Annotated in this window: 17 protein-coding genes; 10 read left to right on the top strand and 7 right to left on the bottom strand. The window is 73.1% G+C overall.

Annotated elements, in window-relative coordinates; translation table 11 throughout:
• Positions 1 to 75 precede the first annotated feature (75 nt).
• The 3 genes from OV090_RS25850 to OV090_RS25860 form a co-directional block, all read right to left on the bottom strand.
• A complete protein-coding gene (locus OV090_RS25850) occupies positions 76 to 441 on the bottom strand; it encodes a Uma2 family endonuclease (protein ID WP_267707277.1) in 366 nt (121 codons plus the stop codon).
• An 18-nt stretch (positions 442 to 459) separates the two neighbouring features.
• Complete coding sequence (locus OV090_RS25855; RefSeq protein WP_267707278.1) at positions 460 to 1,047, bottom strand: Uma2 family endonuclease; 588 nt, start codon at positions 1,045 to 1,047, stop codon at positions 460 to 462.
• 93 nt (positions 1,048 to 1,140) lie between these two features.
• Positions 1,141 to 1,884 (bottom strand): hypothetical protein, encoded by a 744-nt coding sequence (locus OV090_RS25860; protein WP_267707279.1) that lies wholly within the window; start codon positions 1,882 to 1,884, stop codon positions 1,141 to 1,143.
• Positions 1,885 to 2,037: 153 nt separating this feature from the next.
• Here OV090_RS25860 and OV090_RS25865 point away from each other — a divergent pair, with 153 nt between their 5' ends.
• The 5 genes from OV090_RS25865 to OV090_RS25885 all read left to right on the top strand — a co-directional run bounded on the left by OV090_RS25865 (position 2,038) and on the right by OV090_RS25885 (position 10,433).
• Positions 2,038 to 3,522 carry an NAD(P)H-hydrate dehydratase gene (locus OV090_RS25865; RefSeq protein WP_267707280.1) on the top strand — a complete coding sequence of 495 codons (1,485 nt, stop codon included), beginning with the start codon at positions 2,038 to 2,040 and terminating at the stop codon, positions 3,520 to 3,522.
• Positions 3,523 to 3,945: 423 nt separating this feature from the next.
• Positions 3,946 to 5,082, top strand: a complete 1,137-nt coding sequence (locus OV090_RS25870) for a tetratricopeptide repeat protein (protein ID WP_267707281.1) — start codon at positions 3,946 to 3,948, stop codon at positions 5,080 to 5,082.
• Positions 5,079 to 6,086: an ABC transporter ATP-binding protein gene (locus OV090_RS25875; RefSeq protein ID WP_267707282.1), complete on the top strand. Its 1,008-nt coding sequence runs from the start codon at positions 5,079 to 5,081 to the stop codon at positions 6,084 to 6,086. Before OV090_RS25870 ends, OV090_RS25875 begins: the two co-directional genes overlap by 4 nt.
• Entirely contained in the window at positions 6,083 to 8,299 is a 2,217-nt protein-coding gene (locus OV090_RS25880) for a Gldg family protein (protein WP_267707283.1), read from the top strand. The genes OV090_RS25875 and OV090_RS25880 overlap by 4 nt, the downstream gene beginning before the upstream one ends.
• 58 nt (positions 8,300 to 8,357) lie before the next feature.
• The gene (locus OV090_RS25885; protein WP_267707284.1) at positions 8,358 to 10,433 is read left to right on the top strand and encodes a hypothetical protein; all 2,076 of its coding nucleotides are present in this window, start codon (positions 8,358 to 8,360) and stop codon (positions 10,431 to 10,433) included.
• 330 nt (positions 10,434 to 10,763) lie between these two features.
• On the opposite strand, the gene OV090_RS25890 is transcribed toward OV090_RS25885, so the two are convergent.
• The 3 genes from OV090_RS25890 to OV090_RS25900 form a co-directional block, all read right to left on the bottom strand.
• Positions 10,764 to 11,084, bottom strand: a complete 321-nt coding sequence (locus tag OV090_RS25890) for a hypothetical protein (RefSeq protein WP_267707285.1) — start codon at positions 11,082 to 11,084, stop codon at positions 10,764 to 10,766.
• A 452-nt stretch (positions 11,085 to 11,536) separates the two neighbouring features.
• The gene (locus tag OV090_RS25895) at positions 11,537 to 11,971 is read right to left on the bottom strand and encodes a hypothetical protein (protein ID WP_267707286.1); all 435 of its coding nucleotides are present in this window, start codon (positions 11,969 to 11,971) and stop codon (positions 11,537 to 11,539) included.
• Positions 11,972 to 11,979: 8 nt separating this feature from the next.
• Positions 11,980 to 12,651: a hypothetical protein gene (locus OV090_RS25900; RefSeq protein ID WP_267707287.1), complete on the bottom strand. Its 672-nt coding sequence runs from the start codon at positions 12,649 to 12,651 to the stop codon at positions 11,980 to 11,982.
• A 361-nt stretch (positions 12,652 to 13,012) separates the two neighbouring features.
• Here OV090_RS25900 and OV090_RS25905 point away from each other — a divergent pair, with 361 nt between their 5' ends.
• On the top strand, positions 13,013 to 14,611 hold the full coding sequence (locus OV090_RS25905; protein WP_267707288.1) for an ABC transporter substrate-binding protein: 1,599 nt from the start codon (positions 13,013 to 13,015) through the stop codon (positions 14,609 to 14,611).
• A gap of 420 nt (positions 14,612 to 15,031) precedes the next feature.
• On the top strand, positions 15,032 to 15,187 hold the full coding sequence (locus OV090_RS25910) for a hypothetical protein (RefSeq protein ID WP_267707289.1): 156 nt from the start codon (positions 15,032 to 15,034) through the stop codon (positions 15,185 to 15,187).
• 48 nt (positions 15,188 to 15,235) lie between these two features.
• Here OV090_RS25910 and OV090_RS25915 read toward each other — a convergent pair whose 3' ends face one another.
• Entirely contained in the window at positions 15,236 to 16,033 is a 798-nt protein-coding gene (locus OV090_RS25915) for a hypothetical protein (RefSeq protein ID WP_267707290.1), read from the bottom strand.
• Between the two features lie 168 nt (positions 16,034 to 16,201).
• Between OV090_RS25915 and OV090_RS25920 the strand changes: the two genes are divergently transcribed.
• The 3 genes from OV090_RS25920 to OV090_RS25930 are packed head-to-tail and all read left to right on the top strand — an operon-like array spanning position 16,202 to position 20,083.
• Positions 16,202 to 17,104, top strand: coding sequence for a DUF1732 domain-containing protein (locus OV090_RS25920; protein ID WP_267707291.1), 903 nt, complete (start codon positions 16,202 to 16,204; stop codon positions 17,102 to 17,104).
• Positions 17,094 to 17,765 (top strand): guanylate kinase, encoded by a 672-nt coding sequence (gene gmk / locus OV090_RS25925; RefSeq protein WP_267707292.1) that lies wholly within the window; start codon positions 17,094 to 17,096, stop codon positions 17,763 to 17,765. The genes OV090_RS25920 and gmk overlap by 11 nt, the downstream gene beginning before the upstream one ends.
• Positions 17,762 to 20,083, top strand: coding sequence for an HD domain-containing protein (locus tag OV090_RS25930; protein ID WP_267707293.1), 2,322 nt, complete (start codon positions 17,762 to 17,764; stop codon positions 20,081 to 20,083). Before gmk ends, OV090_RS25930 begins: the two co-directional genes overlap by 4 nt.
• Positions 20,084 to 20,182 lie beyond the last annotated feature (99 nt).

Raw genomic sequence — 20,182 nt, forward strand, 5'->3', positions numbered from 1 at the left:
GGCGAGGCGCGTGCGCTTGCTCGCAGGGGGCGCCGGAGGAGCGGTTCGGGGCGATGGGCTGGCCTTGAGGACAGGTCAGAGGGGGAGCTCGAGGTTGGCGGCGGGCAGCGCGACGTCCTCGTAGAGGTCGACGAGCGCGAGCTTGACGCCGGCGGTCTCGAGAGCGAGCTCGTCGTGCGGGCGCGGCAAGATCTCGGTGAGCCAGCGACGCTCGTCGAGGCGACGGTGCAACTCGACGAACATGCGCTCGCTGTCGACGAGCAAGACCTCCCGCACGCTGGCGATGGCCCGGTACTCGGGGACCTTGCACCGGCGATCGAAGAGCTCGGTGCTCTCCGACAGGACCTCGCACACGAACAGCGGCGCGGCGACGGCGCGGTCGCCCGGGCGCGAGGGCTCGCAGGTGACGAGCAGGTCGGCCTGGTAGTAGGAGCGCTTCAACCTGGTGTTTGGGACAGGTCAGCCGGCGGCTTCTTCGGCGGGGAAGACGACGCGGCGGTAGAGGTCGTCGAGCGCGAGATCGAGGCCGACGCTGTCGAGGTGGAGGACGTCGGTCGGGTCGCGCAAGATCTCGCTGAGCCAGCGGATGCCCTCGAAGCGGCGGTAGAGCTCGACGTGCATGGCCTCGCTGTCGATGAGCACGACCTCCTGGACGCTGGCGAGCTGGCGGTAGTCGGGCAGCTTGCGGTTGCGATCGATCGCCTGGGTGCTCGGAGACAGCACTTCGACGAGCAGGAGGGGGGCGCGGATCGTGCGCTGGCGGGGCTCGGGCGGCTCGCAGGTGACGAGCAGGTCGACCTGGTAATAGGTGTGTCGCCGCAGCGACGGGACGACTCCCGCTTCCGTAAGAACCTCGCAACAGTCTTCGAGGATGGGGCCGATGGCGTGACTGAGCGTGGTCACGAGGCTGTGGTGGGCGCGCATCGGCGGGGCCATGGCGACGACGTGGCCGTCGTGGAGCTCGTGGCGGGCGCCTTCTGGCCAGGTGATGGCCAGGAACTCGTCGACGGTCAGCGGGTCGGGGAGCTTGCGCTGCGGTTCGCCCATGCCACGATCAGCGTAGCAGAGGTCGCGCCGCCCTGGTAGCGGCCGCGCGGGGCGTCCGGCGGGCTGGCGGAAGCGCTGGCCTTTCGGACATGTTTAGAAGGACATGCGGAACGGCAGGCGTGCGGCGGGCTGCTGTTTGCGGCGGGCGACGTCGAAGTAGACGGAGAGGCCGACGTCCCAGTAGGGGCTTACCTCGTTGCCCTCGCGGTTGTGGAGGCCGAACAGGCCGCCGCTGGCGAAGATGTCGACGTGGCGGGCGATCCGGAATTGCATGCCGCCGTGGAGGGAGCCGAACAGGGTCGAGGGCAGGCCCTCGGCGGCGGTGGCCTGCAGGCGGCCGCGGGCGTAGAGGGCGAAGAAGCTGAAGTGGTAGCCGGCGCCGCCGCCGACGTAGCCGCCGAGAGCGGCGCGCTCGGTCCAGCCGCGAGTGTCGGCGCACCGCGAGTCGGGGCAATAGAAGCGGCCGCCGACGCCGCCGCCGACGCCGAGCTCGCCGTCGAGGGCGCCGTGGAGCTTGCGGTCGCGACGGGGCGCGTAGGTGAAGCGGCCGCCGAGGTAGCCGAGGGCCCACTGGCGGAACGAGAAGTCGGCGCCGACCTCGACGCTGGCCCAGTCGCGCACGCCGTAGCCGATGAACGGGCCGCCGCTGCCGGGGCGACCCGGGTGCGCGACGGCGCCGCCGAGCTCGAGCTGACCCTGGCGGATCCGGCCGGGAGCGCCGTAGCCGGGGCTGCGCACGGGCGGGCCGTAGGACATGCAGGCCGGACAGGCGAGCAGCACGGCGAGCGCGGGCAGCCGACCGATCGAGCTCGCGTTGCGAAGCGGTGACACGCCCATCGCCGCCGAGGATGGCAGGAGGCGACAGGACCGGCAACCACGGGAGCCGGTCGGAGTCGGGCGTCGGCGAGGACATGACCTTCGAGACATGTGATGGCCCGCCCGGCGGTCGCGCGCTCGCCCGCGCGGGACGAACGGGTTATCATGCCGGCCATGACGCGTGCCTGGGCGACGCTGTGGACGAGGAGTCAGGCGGCGGCGGCCGACCGCCACACGATCGTGGAGCTGGGGACGCCGTCGCCGGTGTTGATGGAGCGGGCGGCGCTGTGCTGCGCCCGCGAGGCGCTGGCGATGCGCGGGGACCTGCCGGTGTGGGCGCTGTGCGGGCCGGGCAACAATGGCGGCGACGGGGTGGCGGTGGCGCGGATCCTCCACGGGTGGGGGGTGCCGGCGCGGGCGTTCCTGCTGAGCGAACGCCAGAGCCCGGAGCTGGCCCAGCAGGTGGCCTTGGCGGAGAAGCTGGGGGTGCCGATCGAGCGCGGGCTGCCGCAGGGACCAGCGGAGGCGCTGATCGTCGACGCGATGCTCGGGACGGGGGCTGCGCCGCCGCTGCGCCAGCCGTTCGTGGCGGCGGTGACGTGGGCCAACGCGCGCTCGGGGCCGAAGCTGGCGATCGACATCCCGACCGGGCTCGGCGCCGACACGGGGGCTGTGCCCGGGCCGGTGTTCACCGCCGACCGCACGGTGACGTTCGTCCGCTCGAAGCCGGGGCTGCACGTGACGCCCGGGCGCGCGGCCGCGGGCGAGGTGGTGGTGGCCGACATCGGGATTGTCTCTCAGGACATGTCGGATGAGACATGTCTGATCGATCCGGGCGAGGTGGCCAGGAGCATCGCGGGGCTGAAGCCGGGTTCGCACAAGGGGGAGCGCGGGCACGTCGGGATCGTCGGCGGCTCGGCGGGGACGCCGGGGGCGGCGGTGCTGGCCGGAGCGGCGGCGCTGCGGGCCGGGGCGGGGCTGGTGACGATCGCCACCGACGATCGCGAGGTGCAGGCGCAGCTGCTGGCGCACCGGCCGGAGTTGATGGTGCAGCCCCGCGGCGACGAGCCGGTGCCGGCGGCGAAGGTGCTGGTGGTCGGGCCGGGGCTGGTGCGCGAGGCGGACCGCGCGGGGCTGGCCGAATTGTGGCTGGAAGACCGGCGGCCGGCGGTTTGGGACGCGTCGGCGCTGGCCGAGATCGAGGGGCGCTCGACGATGCCGCGGGTGATCACGCCGCATCCGGCGGAGGCGGCTCGCTTGCTGTCCGCGAGGACAGGTGAGACGTGGACCGCGGCGCGGGTGCAGGCCGATCGCCCGCTGGCGGCGCGGTCGCTGGCGACGGTGACGGGCGCGGTGGTGGTGCTGAAGGGCGAGGGGACGCTGGTGGCCGAGGGCTCGCGCCTGGGCGTGTGCGTGAGCGGCGGGCCTGCCCTGGCGACCGCGGGCAGCGGTGACTGCCTGGCTGGAGCGATCGCGGCGCTGCTCGGCCGCGGGCTGTCGCCGTGGGTTGCCGCGACGGTCGGGGTGCATGTCCACGGGGTGGCGGGCGAACGGCTGATCGTGGGAGCGGTGGCGCTGGACATCGCCGATGCGATCGCGGCGGTGCTGGCGGCGCCAGAGGAGACGCACCCGCGATTCCCGCGGCGCGTGCTCGGCTGACGCGATCGTCGGCGGCCTGACGAGCGGACGGCTGCCGGGTCGTCAGTCGGTTCGAAGAGTCACCGCCTTCGCTGGCGGGTCCGGGGCCTGGACGCCGAGCTCGGCGGGACGATGCGGTCTCTGGTGGCGCTCGCCCAGTCGCTCGCTGCCTCGAGGTCACTCGAGAATCGAGGCCTGCGATTGGCGCTGCGGCCTTTGCTGGGGCTCACCGCGGCGTCGGCTGCTTCGAGGTCGACGGCGGGTCGCTGCGATCTTCCCTGGCGCGAGAGACGGTCGGCGGGGGCGATGCATGGGCGGGTGTTCAAGGGGCGGGACCTGTGGCACCTTTCCGGCGTGCAGCAGCGAACGGGTGCGCGGGAACCGAGTCGACGAGGGCGTTGTCCCGTGGCCATGCGAACAGTTTCGGCGTGGTTGTGCGCGGCGGTGCTCCTGGGACTCGGTGCTTGCGGGGAGGGGCAGCCGCCGGCGCCCCCGCCGAAGCCGCGCGTCGAGGGGAAGGCCGCCCCGGAGGCGAAGGCGGGGCCGACCGACGAGTCGCGCGCCGAGCTGTACCTGCAGGCGAAGGAGCGGATGGCGGCGCTGCTGCCCGAGGACAAGGATGGGCCGCAGCGGATCGTGGCCGAGCTCGGGCCGGGGCTGCGCGAGATCGCCGACAACGCGAGCGACGCGCCGCTGAGGGCCAACGCGAGCCTGCTGCTGGGGACGCTGCACGAGCGCGCGGGCGACCGGCGGACGGCCATCTCCTTCTACCGCCAGACTCTGGCGCTGTTGCCGAACGAGATCGAGCCGCGGCGGGTGCTGGCGCTGGCGCTGGCGGCCGACGGGCAGTTCGAGGCGGCGATCCCCGAGCAGGAGGCGGTGGTGAAGGACGACCCCGACGACCTCGAGGCGTGGCTGCTGCTCGGTGAGGTCAACGTCAAGGCGGGCCGCACGGAGGAGGCGACGAAGGCCTACGCGGCCTACGAGATGCGGCGCCGCGGGCTCATCGACGGGCTGACGCTGCAGAACAAGGACGGCACGTACGTGATGCCGGTCGACCAGCGGGCCGCGTGCGCGCGGGCGCTGATCCCGGCCCGCGACAACGGGACGGGGCTGGCGCTGCTCTACGCGCTCTCGCGGGAGCCGGACCCTGTCGTGCGCCAGGCGCTGGCGGAGGCGATGGGCAGCCAGCGGCTGACGGGCTACAAGGCGGCGCTGACCGAGGCCGCGGCCAAGGAGGGGCACCCGGAGGCGAAGGCGGCGATGCTGTGGGCGGTCCAGGAGATCGAGCGCGACCCGCTCGAGTCGCGGCCCGGGCCGGCGCCGACCGAGGGGGCGCCGACGGGCGATGTGGCTCAAGGGGCAGGTGCGAAGGGACAGGACGCGAAGGACCTTGCCCAAGGGGCAGGTGCGAAGGGACAGGACCTGAAGGACAGCGCGGGCGCAGCAGGTGCGGGCGCAGGTTCGGCGGGCGCGGGTGCAGGGGCGGACGGCGGCAAGGCCGGGGCAGGCGCGGGCAAGGGCGAGCCGGCCGCGGCGAAGGGCGAGCAGGGCGCCGGGGCGCCGGCGACGAAGCGATGAACCGCGCGCCGGCCTCGCTCGCGGTCGACCACCTGTCGCACCGCTACCCGGGGGCGCACGCGCCGGCGCTGCGCGACGTGTCGTTCCGCGTGGCGCCGGGCCAGCGCGTGGGGCTTTTGGGTCCGAACGGGGCCGGGAAGTCGACGCTGATGCGGATCGTGTGCGGGTTCTTGCCGGTGCAGCCGGGCCAGAGCACGAAGGTGTCGGTGGCCGGGCTCGACGCGTCGTCGCAGTCGCTGCAAGTGCGCGAGCAGGTCGGCTACCTGCCCGAGCAGGTGCCGCTGTACGTCGAGCTGCGGGTGCGTGAACACCTGGACTTCCGGGCGGCGATCAAGCGGGTGCCCCGGCGCGCGCGGGCGGCGGAGATCCGCCGGGTGGCCGAGCAGACGGGCCTGGGCGAGATGCTGGAGCGGCCGATCGCGCACCTGTCCCGCGGCTACCGCCAGCGGGTCGGGATCGCCGACGCGCTGCTCGGCGCGCCGCCGCTGGTGGTGCTCGACGAGCCCACTGTGGGGCTCGATCCGAACCAGGTGCTGGAGATCCGGGCGATGCTCAAGTCGCTCGGCGGCGGGCAGACGCTGATCTTTTCGTCGCACATCCTCGCGGAGGTCGAGGCGCTGTGCGACCGCGTGGTGGTGCTGGCGCAGGGCCGCTGCGTGGCCGACGAGTCGGTGGCCGAGGCGCTGCGCGCGAGCGAGGTGCTGGTGCGCTGGGACGGGCCGCCGGCGCGCGCGGCGGAGGTGCTGGCGCTCGCCGGAGCGGCGGGTCCGCAGGTCGAGGGGCCGGTGGCCGACGGCGCCGGCTCGCGCGCCCGGGTCCGCTGCGCCGACGCGGGCGAGGCGGAGGCGCTGGCGACGGCGCTCGGGCGGGCGAGCCTGCAGGTCGGAGTGCCTCCGGTGCAGCTCGAGATCGGCCGGCGCAACCTCGAGGAGCGGTTCTACCGCCTGACGAGCGGCGAGGCGGATGGCCTGAAGGACATGTCCGAAGGGCGAGGTGAGGCGTGAGCGCGCTCGGCTGGTGGGCGCGCGGGGCGTGGCACGTGGCGCGCAAGGAGCTGCTGTCGCTGTTCGTGACGCCGCTGGCGTACCTGGTGGCGACGCTGTTCCTGCTCAACCAGGGCTACAACTTCGCGCTGCTGCTGCGCGTGCTCAACGACCCGCTGGCGGCGCCGGGGCCGGTGATGCAGTTCTACTTCGGCGGCAGCTTCTTCCTGTTCTGGCTGCCGGTGATCTTCATCTGCGCGGCGCTGAGCATGCGCCTGGTCGCGGAGGAGCGGCGGCTGGGGACGCTCGAGGCGCTGTTGACGGCGCCGCTGTCGCCGGGGCAGCTGGTGGCGGGCAAGTTCGTCGGGGCGTATGCGTTCTACGCGGCGCTGTGGCTGCCGACGGCGGCGTTCTACGTGCTGCTGATGGGCGCGGGGGCGCGACCGGAGGCGGGGCCGGTGCTGGCGGGGTACCTCGGGGTCGGGCTGGTCGGCGCGAGCTTTTTGGCCGTCGGGCTGCTGGCCAGCGCGATCGCCCGCAGCCAGCTGGCGGCGGCGGTGATGACGTTCGTGGTGTGCACGATCGCGGTGATGAGCGGCTTGCTCGAAGGACAGGTGCAGTCCGAGGCGGCGAGCCGGGCGATCCAGGCGACCAGCCTGCTGACGATGATGCAGGAGCTGGCGCAGGGGATCGTCGACCCGCGGTGGTTGTACCTCCACCTGGCGGTGACGGCGTCGCTGCTGCTGGCGGCAGTAGTGGCAGTGAGCCCGCGCCGGCGCTTCGAACACGGGCTGCAGGTGGGGCTGGCCGCGTTCACGCTGGCGAACTCGGCGGTGCTGGCGAGCCGGCACGCGGAGCGCGGCGACTGGACGGGAGGGCACGTGTACTCGCTCAGCGAGCGCGCGCGCGAGGTGCTGGCGGGGCTGCCGGCGGCGGTCGAGGTGACGGTGATCGTGCCGTCGACGATCGGCGGCGGGCGGCCGAATCCGCTGCAGGCGGAGCTGCGCGAGGTGCTGGCCCGCATGACGACGGCGGCGCCGGAGCGGCTGCGAGTGCGCTTCGTCGACCCCGACCGCGATCATCAGGAGGCGAGCGCGGCGATCGGCGACTACGCGCTGACCGGCCGCGAGCTGGCCGACGGGGTGGTGCTGATCCGCTCGGGCCAGGGGGCGGGGCTGCGCAAGGCGCATCTGCTGCCCACCGACCTGGTGTCCTTCTCGACAGGTCCCGATGTCCAGGTGACGGGGCCGCGGGTGAAGGAGTTCCGCGGCGAGGAGGCGCTGCTCGGCAAGTTCCTGGCGGTCACCGATGCGCGCCGGGTGGTGGTGTGCGCGACGCAGGGGCACGGCGAGCCGGCGCTCGACAGCCTCGAGCCGTACAGCGGTTACGCGCACCTGCGCGACCTGCTGACCGACGCGGGGCTGTCGGTGCGGATCGCCGACCTGTCGGGGCCGGAGGGGCTGTCGGGCTGCGACGTGCTGCTGGTCGGCGGGCCGCAGGGGCCGCTGCCGCCGGAGCACGTGAAGGAGGTCGAGCGCTTCTTGGCCGGCGGCGGCGATGTGTTGCTGCTCGTCGGCGCGGTGATCCTGCGCGGGAGCAGCGGGCTGGCGCCGAACGGGCTCGAGGAGCTGACGGCGCAGCGGGGGATCCGCTTCGGCGAGCGCGTGGTGGTCGATCCGTCGCCGATGGCCGGGGCGACGCCGTTCCTGGCGTTCACGCTGCAGGAAGGCTGGGGCGACCACCCGGCGACGGCGCGGCTGGTCGGGCAGCCGATCTCGCTGCTGCAGGTGCGCGAGCTGACGGCCGAGTCGCCGGCGACGACGCTGATCCAGACGAGCGAGCGCGGCTGGGCGGAGGCGGACATCCTGGCGTTCACGCGCGGCGAGGCGCCCCGCTTCGATCCGGCGGTCGATCGCGAGGGGCCGGTGCCGATCGCGGCGGCGGCGGAGCTCGGCGGGTCGCGCATGATCGTGGTCGGCTCGGCCGACTTCGCCCTGAACGCGCTGCTCCGCGAAGACGTGGTGTACGACCGCGGCCGCGACTTCTTGCTCAACGCGGTCGGCTGGCTCAGCGAGCGCGACGCGCTGCTCGGGCTGCGGCCTCGTCCGCGCGAGCACGTGAAGCTGGTGCTGCAGGAGGACCAACTGGCGCAGATGGTGTGGATGTGCCTGGTCGGCCTGCCGGGCTTCGGGGCGGTGCTCGGGCTGTGGGTGCTGTGGAGGCGGCGGGTTTGAAGGGACATGGGTTAAAAGACATGTCCTCTCGGGCAGCTTCGTGGTATGCGCGGGCGCTGTGGAGGCGGCGGGTATGAAGGGACATGTTTTAAAAGACATGTTCTCGCGGGCAGCTTCGTGGCGGCCGCGGCCGCTGACTCTGGGGCTGGCGGCGACGGCGATCGCCAGCGCGGCGCTGCTCCGCTTCGATCCATGGGCTGGCGGGCCGGCGGCGCCGATGATCTACAGCGCCCAGTCGGCGGCCCGGCGGGTGTTCCCGGAGCTGAGCGAGCCGGAGCTGGCGCGGGCGACGATCACTCTGGCGCAGGCCGGGCAGCCGCCGGTGACGCTGACGCCGGCGGACAACGGACAGCACGCGGTGTTCATCGGTGAGGCGCCGCTGGGGCCGGCCGACGCGGAAGGGCTGGCCGGGCTGTGGAGCTCGTTGCGGATGGCGACGACGCTGCGGGCGGTGGCCGAGGACAGCGCGCTGGGGCCGGTGCGCGGGGAGATCGCGGTCGAGGTCGAGGGCCGGCGCGCGGCGGTGACGCTGCACGGGGCGGCCAGCGACGGGGTCGGGGACTACGGGACGATCGCGGGCGCAGGGGCGTGGGTGGTCGAGCCGGAGCTGGCGGCGGCGCTGGCCCAGCCGGCGTCGGCGTGGCTGTCGCGGCGGCTGGTGCCGATCGAGGCCAGCGAGGCGGCGGCGGTGCGGGTGGGGCCGCTGGAGCTGGCGCGCGGGGCGGACTCGCTGTGGCGCGTGGTGACAGGCGCTTCGCCGCAGATCTTGTCGGAGCCGGCGGTGGCGCTGCGCCTCGATCGCATCGTGGCGGCGGAGTTCGAGCCGGCGCCGGCGGAGGCAGCGGAGCTGTCCGTTTCGCCCTGGCTGGAAGTACAGGACCGATCGGGCAGGCGCTGGGAGGTGCGGCTGGGGCCGCCGTGTCCGGGGCCGCCAGGGCGCGTGGTGGTGGACCGCGGGGCGGGGACGCGAGGCTGCGTGGAGGCGGAGATCGATGCGCCGTGGCCGATCGACGACCCCGACGGAGGGCTGGTCGAGCCGCAGCTGGCGCCGTACGCCTACGGGCGGGTGCTGGCGGTGCAAATGGAGGCGCCAGAGCGTCGCCGGCTGCGTCGCCTGGGCGGCGGCTGGGTGGTCGAGGAGGACGGGGCGCTGCACGAGGTCGCGGAGCCGGAGGTGTTCCGCTGGTGGACGTCGGTGCAGCAGGCGCCGGTCGAGCTGCCGGCGCGGCCGCTGACGGGGTTCCGGCCGGAGGTCGATCTGACGATCGAGTCGGACAGCAGTCAGCGGCTGCGGCTGCGCTGCGGACCGGCCGACGGGGTGCCGCTGGCTTGCCGACGCGACGAGGCGCCGCCGCTGGTGGTGGCCCGCGAGGAGCCGCTGGCGCTGGCGTTCACCCGCGAGACGTTCGCGGAGCGCAGGCTGCTGGCTTTCGGGACAGGTGAGGTGCGCGAGCTCGAGATCCTGCCCGGGCGCGGGAGCGATGCGGTGCGCCAGAGCGTGCGCCTCGATCTCGGGGTGTGGCGCCTCGACGCGCCGGTCCACCCCGATGGGGCGGCTGCCCTCGACGAGGTCCGGCTCGAGGCGATGCTGGCGGGGCTGCAGGCGGCCCGCGCGGAGGCGTGGACGGATCGCCCGCTGACGGCGCCGCTGCGGACGATCCGGGTCGAGCGGACGGGCAGCGAGGCGGCGACGCTGGAGCTGCACCCGGACTGCGTGGCCCACGTGCCGGGCCAGCCGCGCGCGGCGCTGCTGCCGAAGTCGACCTGCGCGGCGCTGGCGGACGATCTGCTGTACTCGGATCCGCTGCGCTTCTGGCTCGGCCAGGCGCGTCGCATTGAGCTGTCCTCAGGGACAGGTTCGGCGACGGCGACGCGCGAGGGGGTCGAGGAGGCGACGTGGTCGACGGCCGGCGACCCGGCGCTGCTGGCGGGGCTGCCAGGCTGGGAGTCGTTCCGGGCGGTGCGCCTGCTCCAGGGCGCGCCGCGTGGGGAGCCGACGACGGCGAAGATCCTCCGGCCCGGGGCGGCGACGGTGACGGTCGACGTCGGCCCGACGATCGAGGAGGCGCCCGCGTGGGTGCGCCTGCGCGGGGCCGACTGGTACTACGCGGCCGAGACGGCCGAACGTCGCTGAACCGGGCGAAGGACGGGGCGCGTCGGAGTCGCTAGCTAGGCGGGCGAGCGAGTCACCCGCGGCCGAGAGCGACTCGGCTGCGCGAGGCGTTACTCGCGACCGAGGGCGGCTCGGGCCGCGCGAGGCGTCGCTCGCTCGCGGTCGGTTGGTTTGCGCAAGGCGTACTGGCGGCCGAGGGTCGGTCTGCACGAGGCGTCGCTCGCTCGGTCGGTTGGCTTGCGCGAGAGGTTACTCGCGGCCGCGCACGGCTCGGTCCGCGCGAGGCGTCGCTCGCTCGCGGTTGCTTGGCTGGCGCGAGGCGTTACTCGCTGCCGAGGGCCGCGCGAGGCGTCATCCGCCGGCGGCGATCTCGGTGCACTCCTTGCCTTCGGGCATGGTGCAGATCTTGGCGTAGTCGAGGCGGAACACGCCGCCGACCTCGACGCACTCTTGCTGCCGGGCGCAGTCGTAGAACTCCTTGCACTCGGCGTCGACCGAGTCGCAGAGGTTGGCGTCCTTGTCCTCCGAGCTCGTGTCGCTGCCGTTCTTGGCGTCGCACGCGGCGCGCGCCTCCTTGAACTGCTCGCACGACTCCACCTCCGGCGCGGTGCAAGCTCCGAGGGTGAAGGCAGCGGCGAACGCGAAGGCGGTGACGAGGAAGAATCTGTGCACGGTGAGCCTCACTGGACCGGTCTCGGCGAGCGTTGCACGTCTCGCCGCCGCGGGGCAACCGCTGCGCGCGAGGGGTGAAGTCGAGCAGGCCGCGGGCGCTCGCGGTCGTGGTCGCAACGCCACGGTCGCGTGGCGAAGCGTCGTGGTCGCAGCGCGCGCTGGGCGAGGCGCGAAGCGATCGCAGCGCAAGGCGGAGGTTGCAGACGACCGTCGTCGCAGAACGAGAGGGTCATGGGCGCGATGAGTTCGTCGTCGCGGAACGAGAGGTCACGATCGCCATGAGGGCGCGACCGATCGAGCGAGAGGGCATGACGGCGCGCGGGCGTCGTCGCGGAGCGAGAGGGGCGACGCCGGGAGGAGGGGTTCGCCGCGAGCGCGGCCTTTCGAAACGGCGAGGGCGGCCGCAGCGGAATGCCGGGGCCGCCCTCAGGCGCGTCGCGGGGAGTACGGGACTACTCGTCCTCGTCTTCCTCTTGAGGGACCCGGAGGTCGTCGTCCGTGCACTCCTTGTCCTCCGGCTGCGGGCACAGCGTGCGGTAGGACTCGATCGGGCAGCACTTCTTGCCGCACTCGGGGTCCTGGCTGCGAGGGATGCACGCCTTGCCGCTGACTTTGGCGTCGACGTTCTCCCGCCCGAGGATCCACGTGAAGTCCGGGTCGGGTACGCACGCCAACGCGGTGGCGCAGTCGTAGAACTGCTTGCACTCCGGGTCGACGTTGTTGCACAGGTCGTAGTTGACCGGCTCGTACGCGAAGGCGTTGTTGCCGTCGCAGCTGCCGCGGACCTCCCGGAATTCCTCGCACGACCCGGCCTCGGGCGCCTGACAGGCGGCGAGCGAGAAGGCGAGAGAGAAGCTGAGGAGCGAGCCCAGGAAGATCTTGTGCACGGCGAGCCTCACTTGCCCTTCTTGTTGCCCTTGTTGACCTTCTCGACCAGCTTGCGCTGCTCTTCCTCGACGCGGAGCAGCTCGATCGGGTGCCAGGCCGCAGCCTTCGGCGCGATCCAACCCTCGGTGCCCGTGGTCGGGTCGATGGCCTTGTAGTACGTGAAGTCGAGCAGGCCGCGGGCGTCGGCGAACCCCTGGTCGGAGAAGCGCTTGAACTTGCCCTTGAAGGTGTACTGCTTGCCCTTCTCGAACACCACGTCGGGGACCTTCTCCCACCGCTTGGCGTCGTAGTCGGGGATCGTGAAGCGGTAGCCGACGACCATCATCGCCCGCTTCTTGCCCTTCTCGTCGGCCTTGTCCGTGATCCAGATGTGCGGCTGCTTGCCGACCGGGCACTTCTCGCCCTCGGGACACACCGGCGGCTCGTAGATGTCCTGGACGAAGCCCTTGAGCTCGATCTCCTGGCCGGCGTCGCCGACCTTGACGTTCTCCTCGAGCTCCTTGCGCAGGCCGTAGACCGACCAGGCGCCGTCCTCCCACTTCTCGGTGACCTTGCCCTCGTCGAAGTCGGGCGGGGGCGGGAGTTCAAACTTGACGTTGTCCGCCGCCGACGGTCCCTCGTCCTCCTGGGACTTTTTGACCTTGGGAGCCGGCTCGCCTCCGCAGCCCCATGGAGCCATGCAGAGTGCGGTCGTGATCAGGAGCGTAGAAGCAGAGCGCATCATCGGGAGCGTCGTCCTCCGAGCCTTCCCGCGGGGGAAGGCCGACAATCCTGGCTGTATCACGCGCACGCGCGTAGTTTCAAGTGCTCGGGCCGTTTGGTAGACGATGGGGGTGCAATTGCCGAGCGACGCCCGGGCCCCACGCGCGCAGGTGGCGGCCCCACTCCCGGTCCGCCGCCGAAGACCGAGAGAGCGGGGCAAGCAGGCCCTCCTGGGATCTCTGACGGCGGCGTGCCTCGCGCTCGCGGGCGCCTGCAGTAGCCCGCCCGCGGAGCCGGCCCCCGCAGAGGGTCCGAGCGAAGTCCGTCCGCAGACCCCGGTGATCTCGCCTTCCGCCGAAGACACGGTGGTCGTCGCGGTGCGCCGCCTGCCCGCGACCCTGGACCCGTTCGCGGAGCTCGACCCGTGGGGCCAGCGCGTGGTCGACGACCTGCTGTTCGAAGGCCTCGTCCGCCGCCAGGGGGACGGCGCCCCCTGGATCGAGATGGCGCTCGCGGACCGCTGCGAGGTCGACCACGACCCGGCCGGCCGCGGGGTGGTGTGCCACCTCCGCGAGGGCGCGCAGTTCCACGACGGCTCGCTGGTGACGCGCGAGGACGCGCTCCTCAGCGTGAACCAGTGGCTGGGCCCGCGCGGGCAGGGGCTGCGCCAGCGCCACGGGCTCGACGGGCTGCGCGCGGCGGTGGCGGCCGACGGACCGCCATCTGGCCCCAAGGACAGCTCGGGTCGATGGCTGCGCCTGGTGTTCGAACACGACGACCCGCTGATGCTCGAGAAGATCGCGGCGATCAAGATCGTGCCGCGCGGCCGCGTGGCGCAGGCCGATCAGCCGATCGGCTCGGGGCCGTTCCGCTTCGTCGCCGGCGACGACGTCCACCTGATGCTCGAGCGCACGACCAAGGCGCCGGGGCTGGCGGGGCGGATCGTCCTGCGGGCGATCGACGACGGCGCGGCGGCGCTGACGGCCCTGCGCCGTGCGGAGGTCCACGTGCTCGCCGAGGTGGCGCCGATCCACGTGCCCAAGGAGCTGGCGAAGCCGGCGATGGCGGCGCGCTTCGCCGCGTATCTGGTCAGCCCGGCCCGCTTCGATCTTCTCCTCTTTAACCTGCGCGAGGGCCCGCAGTCGGGGCCGCGGATGCGGGCGGCGCTCGACCTCGCGGCCCCGCGCGGGGAGCTGGCGCTGCAGGTCTACGGGCTGCCCGGGCTGCCGGTGACCGCGCCGGTCGACCTCCACGCGCCCGCGCCGATCGACCTGGTGGCGCTCGCAGAGGGCCGCGACGGCGAGGCGGGGCTCGGGCCGCTGATGACGCCGCCGACCGCGACTGCCGACACCAACGGACGCGCGGCGGCCGACGCGATCTTGAACGAGCTCGGGTGGATCCACGAGCGCGGGGTTCGGCGGCGCCAGAGCGCGGTGCTGCGCCTGCCGCTGACGTGGGACGCGAGCCCGGGGCTGGCGACGGGGGTCGCCCGCGCGCTGCGAGGGGCGTGGAAACAGCTCGGGGTGCAGGCGCCGAGCGTGACCGCCAGCTGGCCTTACGTACAGGCGAACCTGCTGCGCGCCGGCAAGTTCAGCGTGGCGCTGGCGCGGCTGGCGTCGGGCACCGATGTCGATCTGTACCCGTGGTTTCACAGCCGCGGCGCGCACAACCTGACCGGGGTGGCCGACCAGACGCTCGACGCGGCGATCGACACGTACCGGGCGGCGCAGACCCGGATCGACCGCGACCGGGCGAAGCAGGCGATCGCGGCGCGCCTCGGGGAGCTGCGCCCTGCGATCGTGCTGCACGCGCCGCTGGCGGTGACGCTGCTGTCGCGCACGCTGACCGGGGTGCAGTTCGTCGACGACCTGCCGCGCCTCGATCGCCTCGGCTTCGCGCCGGGCCGGACCGACGACTCGTGGATCCGCGAGCCGTGAGCGGGGAGGCGCGCTCGCGTGACGTGAACGCTCGCGCGCGTGGGTGACCCGCGCTCGCGTGACGCGAGGGCTGGGCGCGCGAGATGACGGGAGAGGCGAGGCGCGGCGAGCGATCGGCGACTTCGCTGGCCAAGCGAGGGCCCGCGCGAGACCGACGCGCGAGGAGCGAGCGGCGATCCGCGCTCGCATGACGCGAACCCTCGCGCGAGGCGGACGGTGCGCGCGTCAAGAATCCGGCGAAGCGGGCCTCCGCTCGCGGTCGTGGCTCGAGATCGGCGAATGTGGATCGAGCGGATCGCGGTCGCTCGGCGAATTTGCGGCTGAATCGGGCTCCTGCGGCCGCTATTCGCCGAATTGCCGAATTGTTGAGGCGGGTGCGACACGCTGCTACTAGCGGGTCAACACGAGGAGCGCAAGCAAATGGCGACCTGGATCCTGTTCCTTCACCTCCTGTTCCCGACCGCGCCGGCCGCCGGTGCCGCTGACCACGACGACGAGGCCGGTCTGCGCTACCGCGGGCTCGAGCAGATGTTCGCCCGCTTCGACGCCGAGGCCGAGAAGGACGACGAGGGCTGATGGTCTTTGCGACATGCTCGTGGGAGCATGTCCGATGGGGAATGTCCTTTAGAACCTGTACAAGACGCCAGCCGAGCCCAGCAGGTGGGTCTGGTGGCGCGGCAGCGGGGCCTGGCGCAGCGCGGCGCTCTCGCCGGCGAACAGCTGGCCGGTCGCGCGAGTGCGGGCCAGGTCGGTGATAACCCCGTAGCCGCGGAGCGAGAAGGTCAGGGCGATGCGGCCGAGCAGCAGCTCGAGGTCGGCGCCGACCCGGACGGTGAACGCGCCGACGATCTGGGCGCCCGCGCGGCCGCCCTCCAGCTCGTAGCGGATCGCGTGCGCGAGGCCGCCGACGCCGGCGTCGAGGGCGAAGTGGCCGATGTCGCCGCGCGCGAGGAAGAGCAGGGCGCCGAACTCGGCCAGCAGCAGGTCCTGCGAGATCAGGTCGTTCTCGCTGCGGTAGCGCACCGAGCCCGAGCGCACCGCCACCTCGAGGGCGATCGGCGGGCGGATCCGGACCCGGCCCAGCGCGCCCACCCCGCCGGCCGCGACCGAGTTGCCGAGGTAGCGCGCGTCGAGGTCGACGACCCGCGGGCGCAGGGGCGGGATCTGCAGGCCGACCCCCTCGACGCCGATCGCCCAGCGCCGCACCGGCACTCGCTCGCTGAGCCGCGGGTGAGCCGGGCGCGCCGGGACAGGCGCGGGAGCGGCGGAGGCCGCGGCGCCGACCACGGGGCCCGGGGCAGGACCGCCGGGGTCAGGCGAGGCCGAGGGTCCCGCGGCGTGAGTCGGGACGGCGAGGCCGACGGCGAGGACGGCCGACAGGGCCCACGGTCCGCGGGCGGGGATCTCGCGAGCTCGGACCATGCGCCGGCGGGAGCATAGGCGCTCGGGCGCCCCCCGCGGTAGCCCCCTGCAAGGCCCTGCAGGCGATCCTCACGGCACCGACGCGTCGGTGCGACCGACCCCGGCTTCCCCCACAACTTGCGGCGGGGGCCGCGGAGGCGATAGTGAGCAGAGGTGCCGCTTCGCAGCATGACAGGGTTCGGCGCGACGAGCTGCGTCACCGAGATCGCCGGACAACCGATGCGGCTCGGGGTCGAGCTCCGCTCCGTCAACCAGCGCTTCCTCGAGGTGAAGATCCGCCAGCCGTTCGGCGCGGCGGCCGAACACGCGCTGCGGCGCAAGGTGGAGGCCCGGCTGCGACGCGGTCGCGTCGACGTCTACGTCCACCTGCAGGCCGCGCTCGGGGCCGCCGCGCTCGGGCCCGCGGAGCTCGAGCGCGTCGCCGAGGTGCTGGCGCAGGCGCGGCAGATCGAGGTCCACGCGCAGACCATCGGCTCGGGCGTGCTCTCACCGTTCACCGCGCTCGACGTCCTGCGCCTGCTCGCGGCTCGCAGCGGCGGCGCGGGCGAGGCCCCGTCCACCGCGCCTGCCGAGCTCGACGGCCTCGTCGACCTGGCCCTCGATGCGCTGTGCGCCATGCGCGAGCAGGAGGGCGCGGCCCTCGAGGGGGCGCTGCGCGAGCTCGCCGGGGCGCTGCAGGGCCACGCCGAGGCGCTGCAGACGGCCCGCGCCGGCGAGTCGGAGCGGCTGCTGACGCGCCTGCGCGAGCGGGTCGCGGCGCTGTGCGAGAAGGCCGGCGTGAGTCCGCCGCCGCCGGAGCGCCTGGCCCAGGAGGTTGCCGCGCTGGTCCAGCGCGGGGACATTGAAGAGGAGCTCGCGCGCATCGACAGCCACCTCGGTCAGCTGCGCTCGACCCTCGACGCCCCGGCCCAGGTCGGGCAGGGCAAGGTCCTGGATTTTCTGGCGCAAGAGCTGTTCCGGGAGCTGACCACGATCGGCAGCAAGATCACGAGCCACGCCGGCTCCGCGCTCGTCATCGCCGCCAAGGGGGACGTGGAGCGCATTCGTGAACAGGTTCAGAATGTCGAGTGATTACAAAGGTTTGCTGCTCGTTGTTTCAAGCCCTTCTGGAGCCGGCAAGACGACCCTCTGCCGGCGCCTGCGGGACGAGTTCGCGCAGATCCAGTTCAGCGTCTCGTACACCACGCGGTCGCCGCGCGCCGGCGAGGTGCACGGGCGCGAGTACTTCTTCGTCGACCGCGACGCCTTCACGGCGATGGCCGCGCGCGACGAGTTCGCCGAGTACGCGCTGGTCCACGGCAACAACTACGGGACGTCGGCTTCGCTGGTGCGCGAGGCGCTGGGCAGCGGCACCGACCTGCTGTTCGACATCGACTTCCAGGGTGGGCGCCAGCTGCGGCGCTGCTTCCCGGGCGACGTGGTGCTGGTGTTCATCCTGCCGCCGTCGCTCGGCGAGCTGCAGCGCCGGCTGCAGGGCCGCAACACCGACGCGCCGGAGGTCATCGAGCGCCGCCTGCGGGTCGCCCGCGACGAGCTCAGCCACTACGGCGAGTACGACTACGTGATCGTCAACGACGACCTCGATCGCGCCTACGCCGCGCTGCGGGCGATCTATATCGCCGAGGGCCACCGCTGCGCGCGCCAGCGCAGCGCGGCCGAGGCGGTGCTGTCGGGGCAACAGGTGCTGGGCATCGCCCGCGGGGCGAGCGGCGCCGGCAAGGAGGGCGCGTGAGCGAGACTGCCTGTGAGCGGCCGTCGGAGCCGAGCGTGACGACCCTGCTGGCCGAGCTGCGCGACCACGGCGTGACCGACACGAGCGCGGTCGAGAAGGCCTTCGCCCTGGCGGAGAAGTGCCACGCCGGCCAGGTGCGCAAGAGCGGCGAGCCGTACCTGACGCACCCGCTGCGGGTCGCGGAGACGATCGCCCGCCTCGGCCTCGATACCAGCAGCGTGGTCGCGGCGCTGCTGCACGACGCGGTCGAGGACAGCGATCTCTCGGTGTTCGATCTGACCGAGCAGTTCGGCGGCGAGATCGCCAGCATCGTCGACGGCGTGACCAAGCTCGGCAAGGTGCCGTATCTGTCGCGCCAGGAGCAGCAGGCGGAGAGCTTCCGCAAGATGTTGCTGGCGATGAGCCAGGACATCCGCGTGCTGCTGGTCAAGCTCGCCGACCGGCTCGACAACATGCGGACCCTCGAGCACATGCCGGGCGACAAGCGCCAGCGGATCGCCCGCGAGACCATGGAGATCTACGCGCCGCTGGCCAACCGGCTCGGGATCCAGTGGATCCGCACCGAGCTGCAGGACCTGTCGTTCCGCTACCTCGAGCCCGCCATCTACGACGGCGTGCAGAGCAAGATCGACGGCCTGTTCGCCGGCGCGCCCGAGTTCGTGGCCCGCGGCCTGGCCGAGCTGCAGGCCGCGTTCCTGCCCCCGGCCGGGGCGATCGCGCCAGCGCCGGCGCCGAGCGACCAGCCGGAGGACGAGCGCGTCGAGTGGCCGGAGGGGCTGTTCGGCCGGGCCAGCGTGCGGGCCAGCGTGCGCCGGCCGTACCAGGTCTACCGCCTGTCCGAAGAGCAAGACGAGGGCGTCGACCAGGTCTCGGACCTCGTCACCTTCCACATCATCACCCGCGACCGCGCCGGCTGCTACGCCGCGCTCGGGGTGGTCCACGGCCGCTTCACGCCGGTCCCGGGCCGCTTCCGCGACTACATCGCGCTGCCGCGGCAGAACCACTACCAGGCGCTGCACACCGCGGTGATGGCCCACGGGGTCCGGCTGACCCTGCAGATCCGCAGCGAGAGCATGGACGACGTCGCCGAGAAGGGCATCGTCTCCGAGTGGCGCCGCGACCGCGCCGGCTCGAAGGGTTGGCAGAACCTGACCTGGCTCAAGAGCCTGATGGACTGGCAGGGCGAGGTATCCGACCCGCACGAGTTCATCGCCGCGGTCAAGGCCGACCTGTTCGCCGACGAGGTGTTCGTGTTCACCCCGCAGGGCGACATCCACACCTTCCCGCGCGGCGCCACGCCGATCGACTTCGCGTTCGCGATCCACACCGACCTCGGCAACCACTGCTCGGCGGCGCGGATCAACGGCCACATGGTGCCGCTTCGCTATCAGCTGCGGCAGGGCGACACGATCGAGATCATCACCACGCCGAACCCGGCGGTGCGCAAGGAGTGGCTCAAGATGTGCCAGACCTCGCGCGCGCAGGCGCGGATCAAGCAGTACCTGCGGCAGCAGGAGCGCGGCCGGCTGCGCGCCCTGGGCCGCAGCCTGCTCGACACGGAGCTGGCCGGGCGCGGGCGCAAGCTGTCCGACTTCGAGGCCCAGGGGCAGATGGCGAGCCGGATCGCCGACCTCGATCTGCCGAAGGATCTGCGCAGCGAGGATGGCTTGTACGAGGCGCTCGGGGCCGGGCAGGTCACGCCGGCGGTGGTCGCCGACGCCCTGGCGCCGGTCGCCGACGAAGAAGACAACCTGTTCAAGCGCGTCCTGCGGCGGATGTCCGGCAAAAAGCCGGGGCCCAAGCTGCCGGGCTTCGGCCGCCTGGCCCCCGGGCAAGGCGCTCCGGGCTCGCCGCTGCTGGTCACGCGCGAGCGGATCGAGGCCGGCACCAGCGGGGCGCCGATGATCCAGCTGGCGCCGTGCTGCTCGCCGCTGCCGGGCGATCCGCTGATCGGCTACTTCATCCCGGGCAAGGGCATCGCGGCCCACGTCGAGGGCTGTCCCGAGGCGCTCGGCCGGATCGCCGAGCGCCGCCTCCACCTCGCCTGGGAGTCGGGCCTGGAGATCGACGGGCCGGTCACCCTCGAGGTCCGCACGACCGACACCGTCGGCCTGCTCGCCGAGATGAGCCGGGCCTTCTCGCACCATGGGATCAACATCAAGCAGGCCAACTGCCGCGCCTACGACAGCGGCCGGCGCGCCATCAACACCTTCCAGACCACCGTCCGCAGCCTCAAGCAGCTGTCGTCGCTGATGGCGACGCTGCGGGACATCACCGGCGTGCTGGCGGTGGAGCGGGTGTTCTCACGCGCCGATTGAGCCAAAAGCACCGGGCGGGCAGGGGGGCCGGCGGGCGCAGGCCCCGTGTGCGCGCGGTTGACAAGCCCGATAAGCCCGGTTATCCCTCCGCCCTCCCGC

Origin of the sequence: Nannocystis sp. RBIL2 (assembly GCF_026626745.1) — a bacterium.
In the GTDB taxonomy this organism is placed as follows: domain Bacteria; phylum Myxococcota_A; class Polyangia; order Nannocystales; family Nannocystaceae; genus Nannocystis.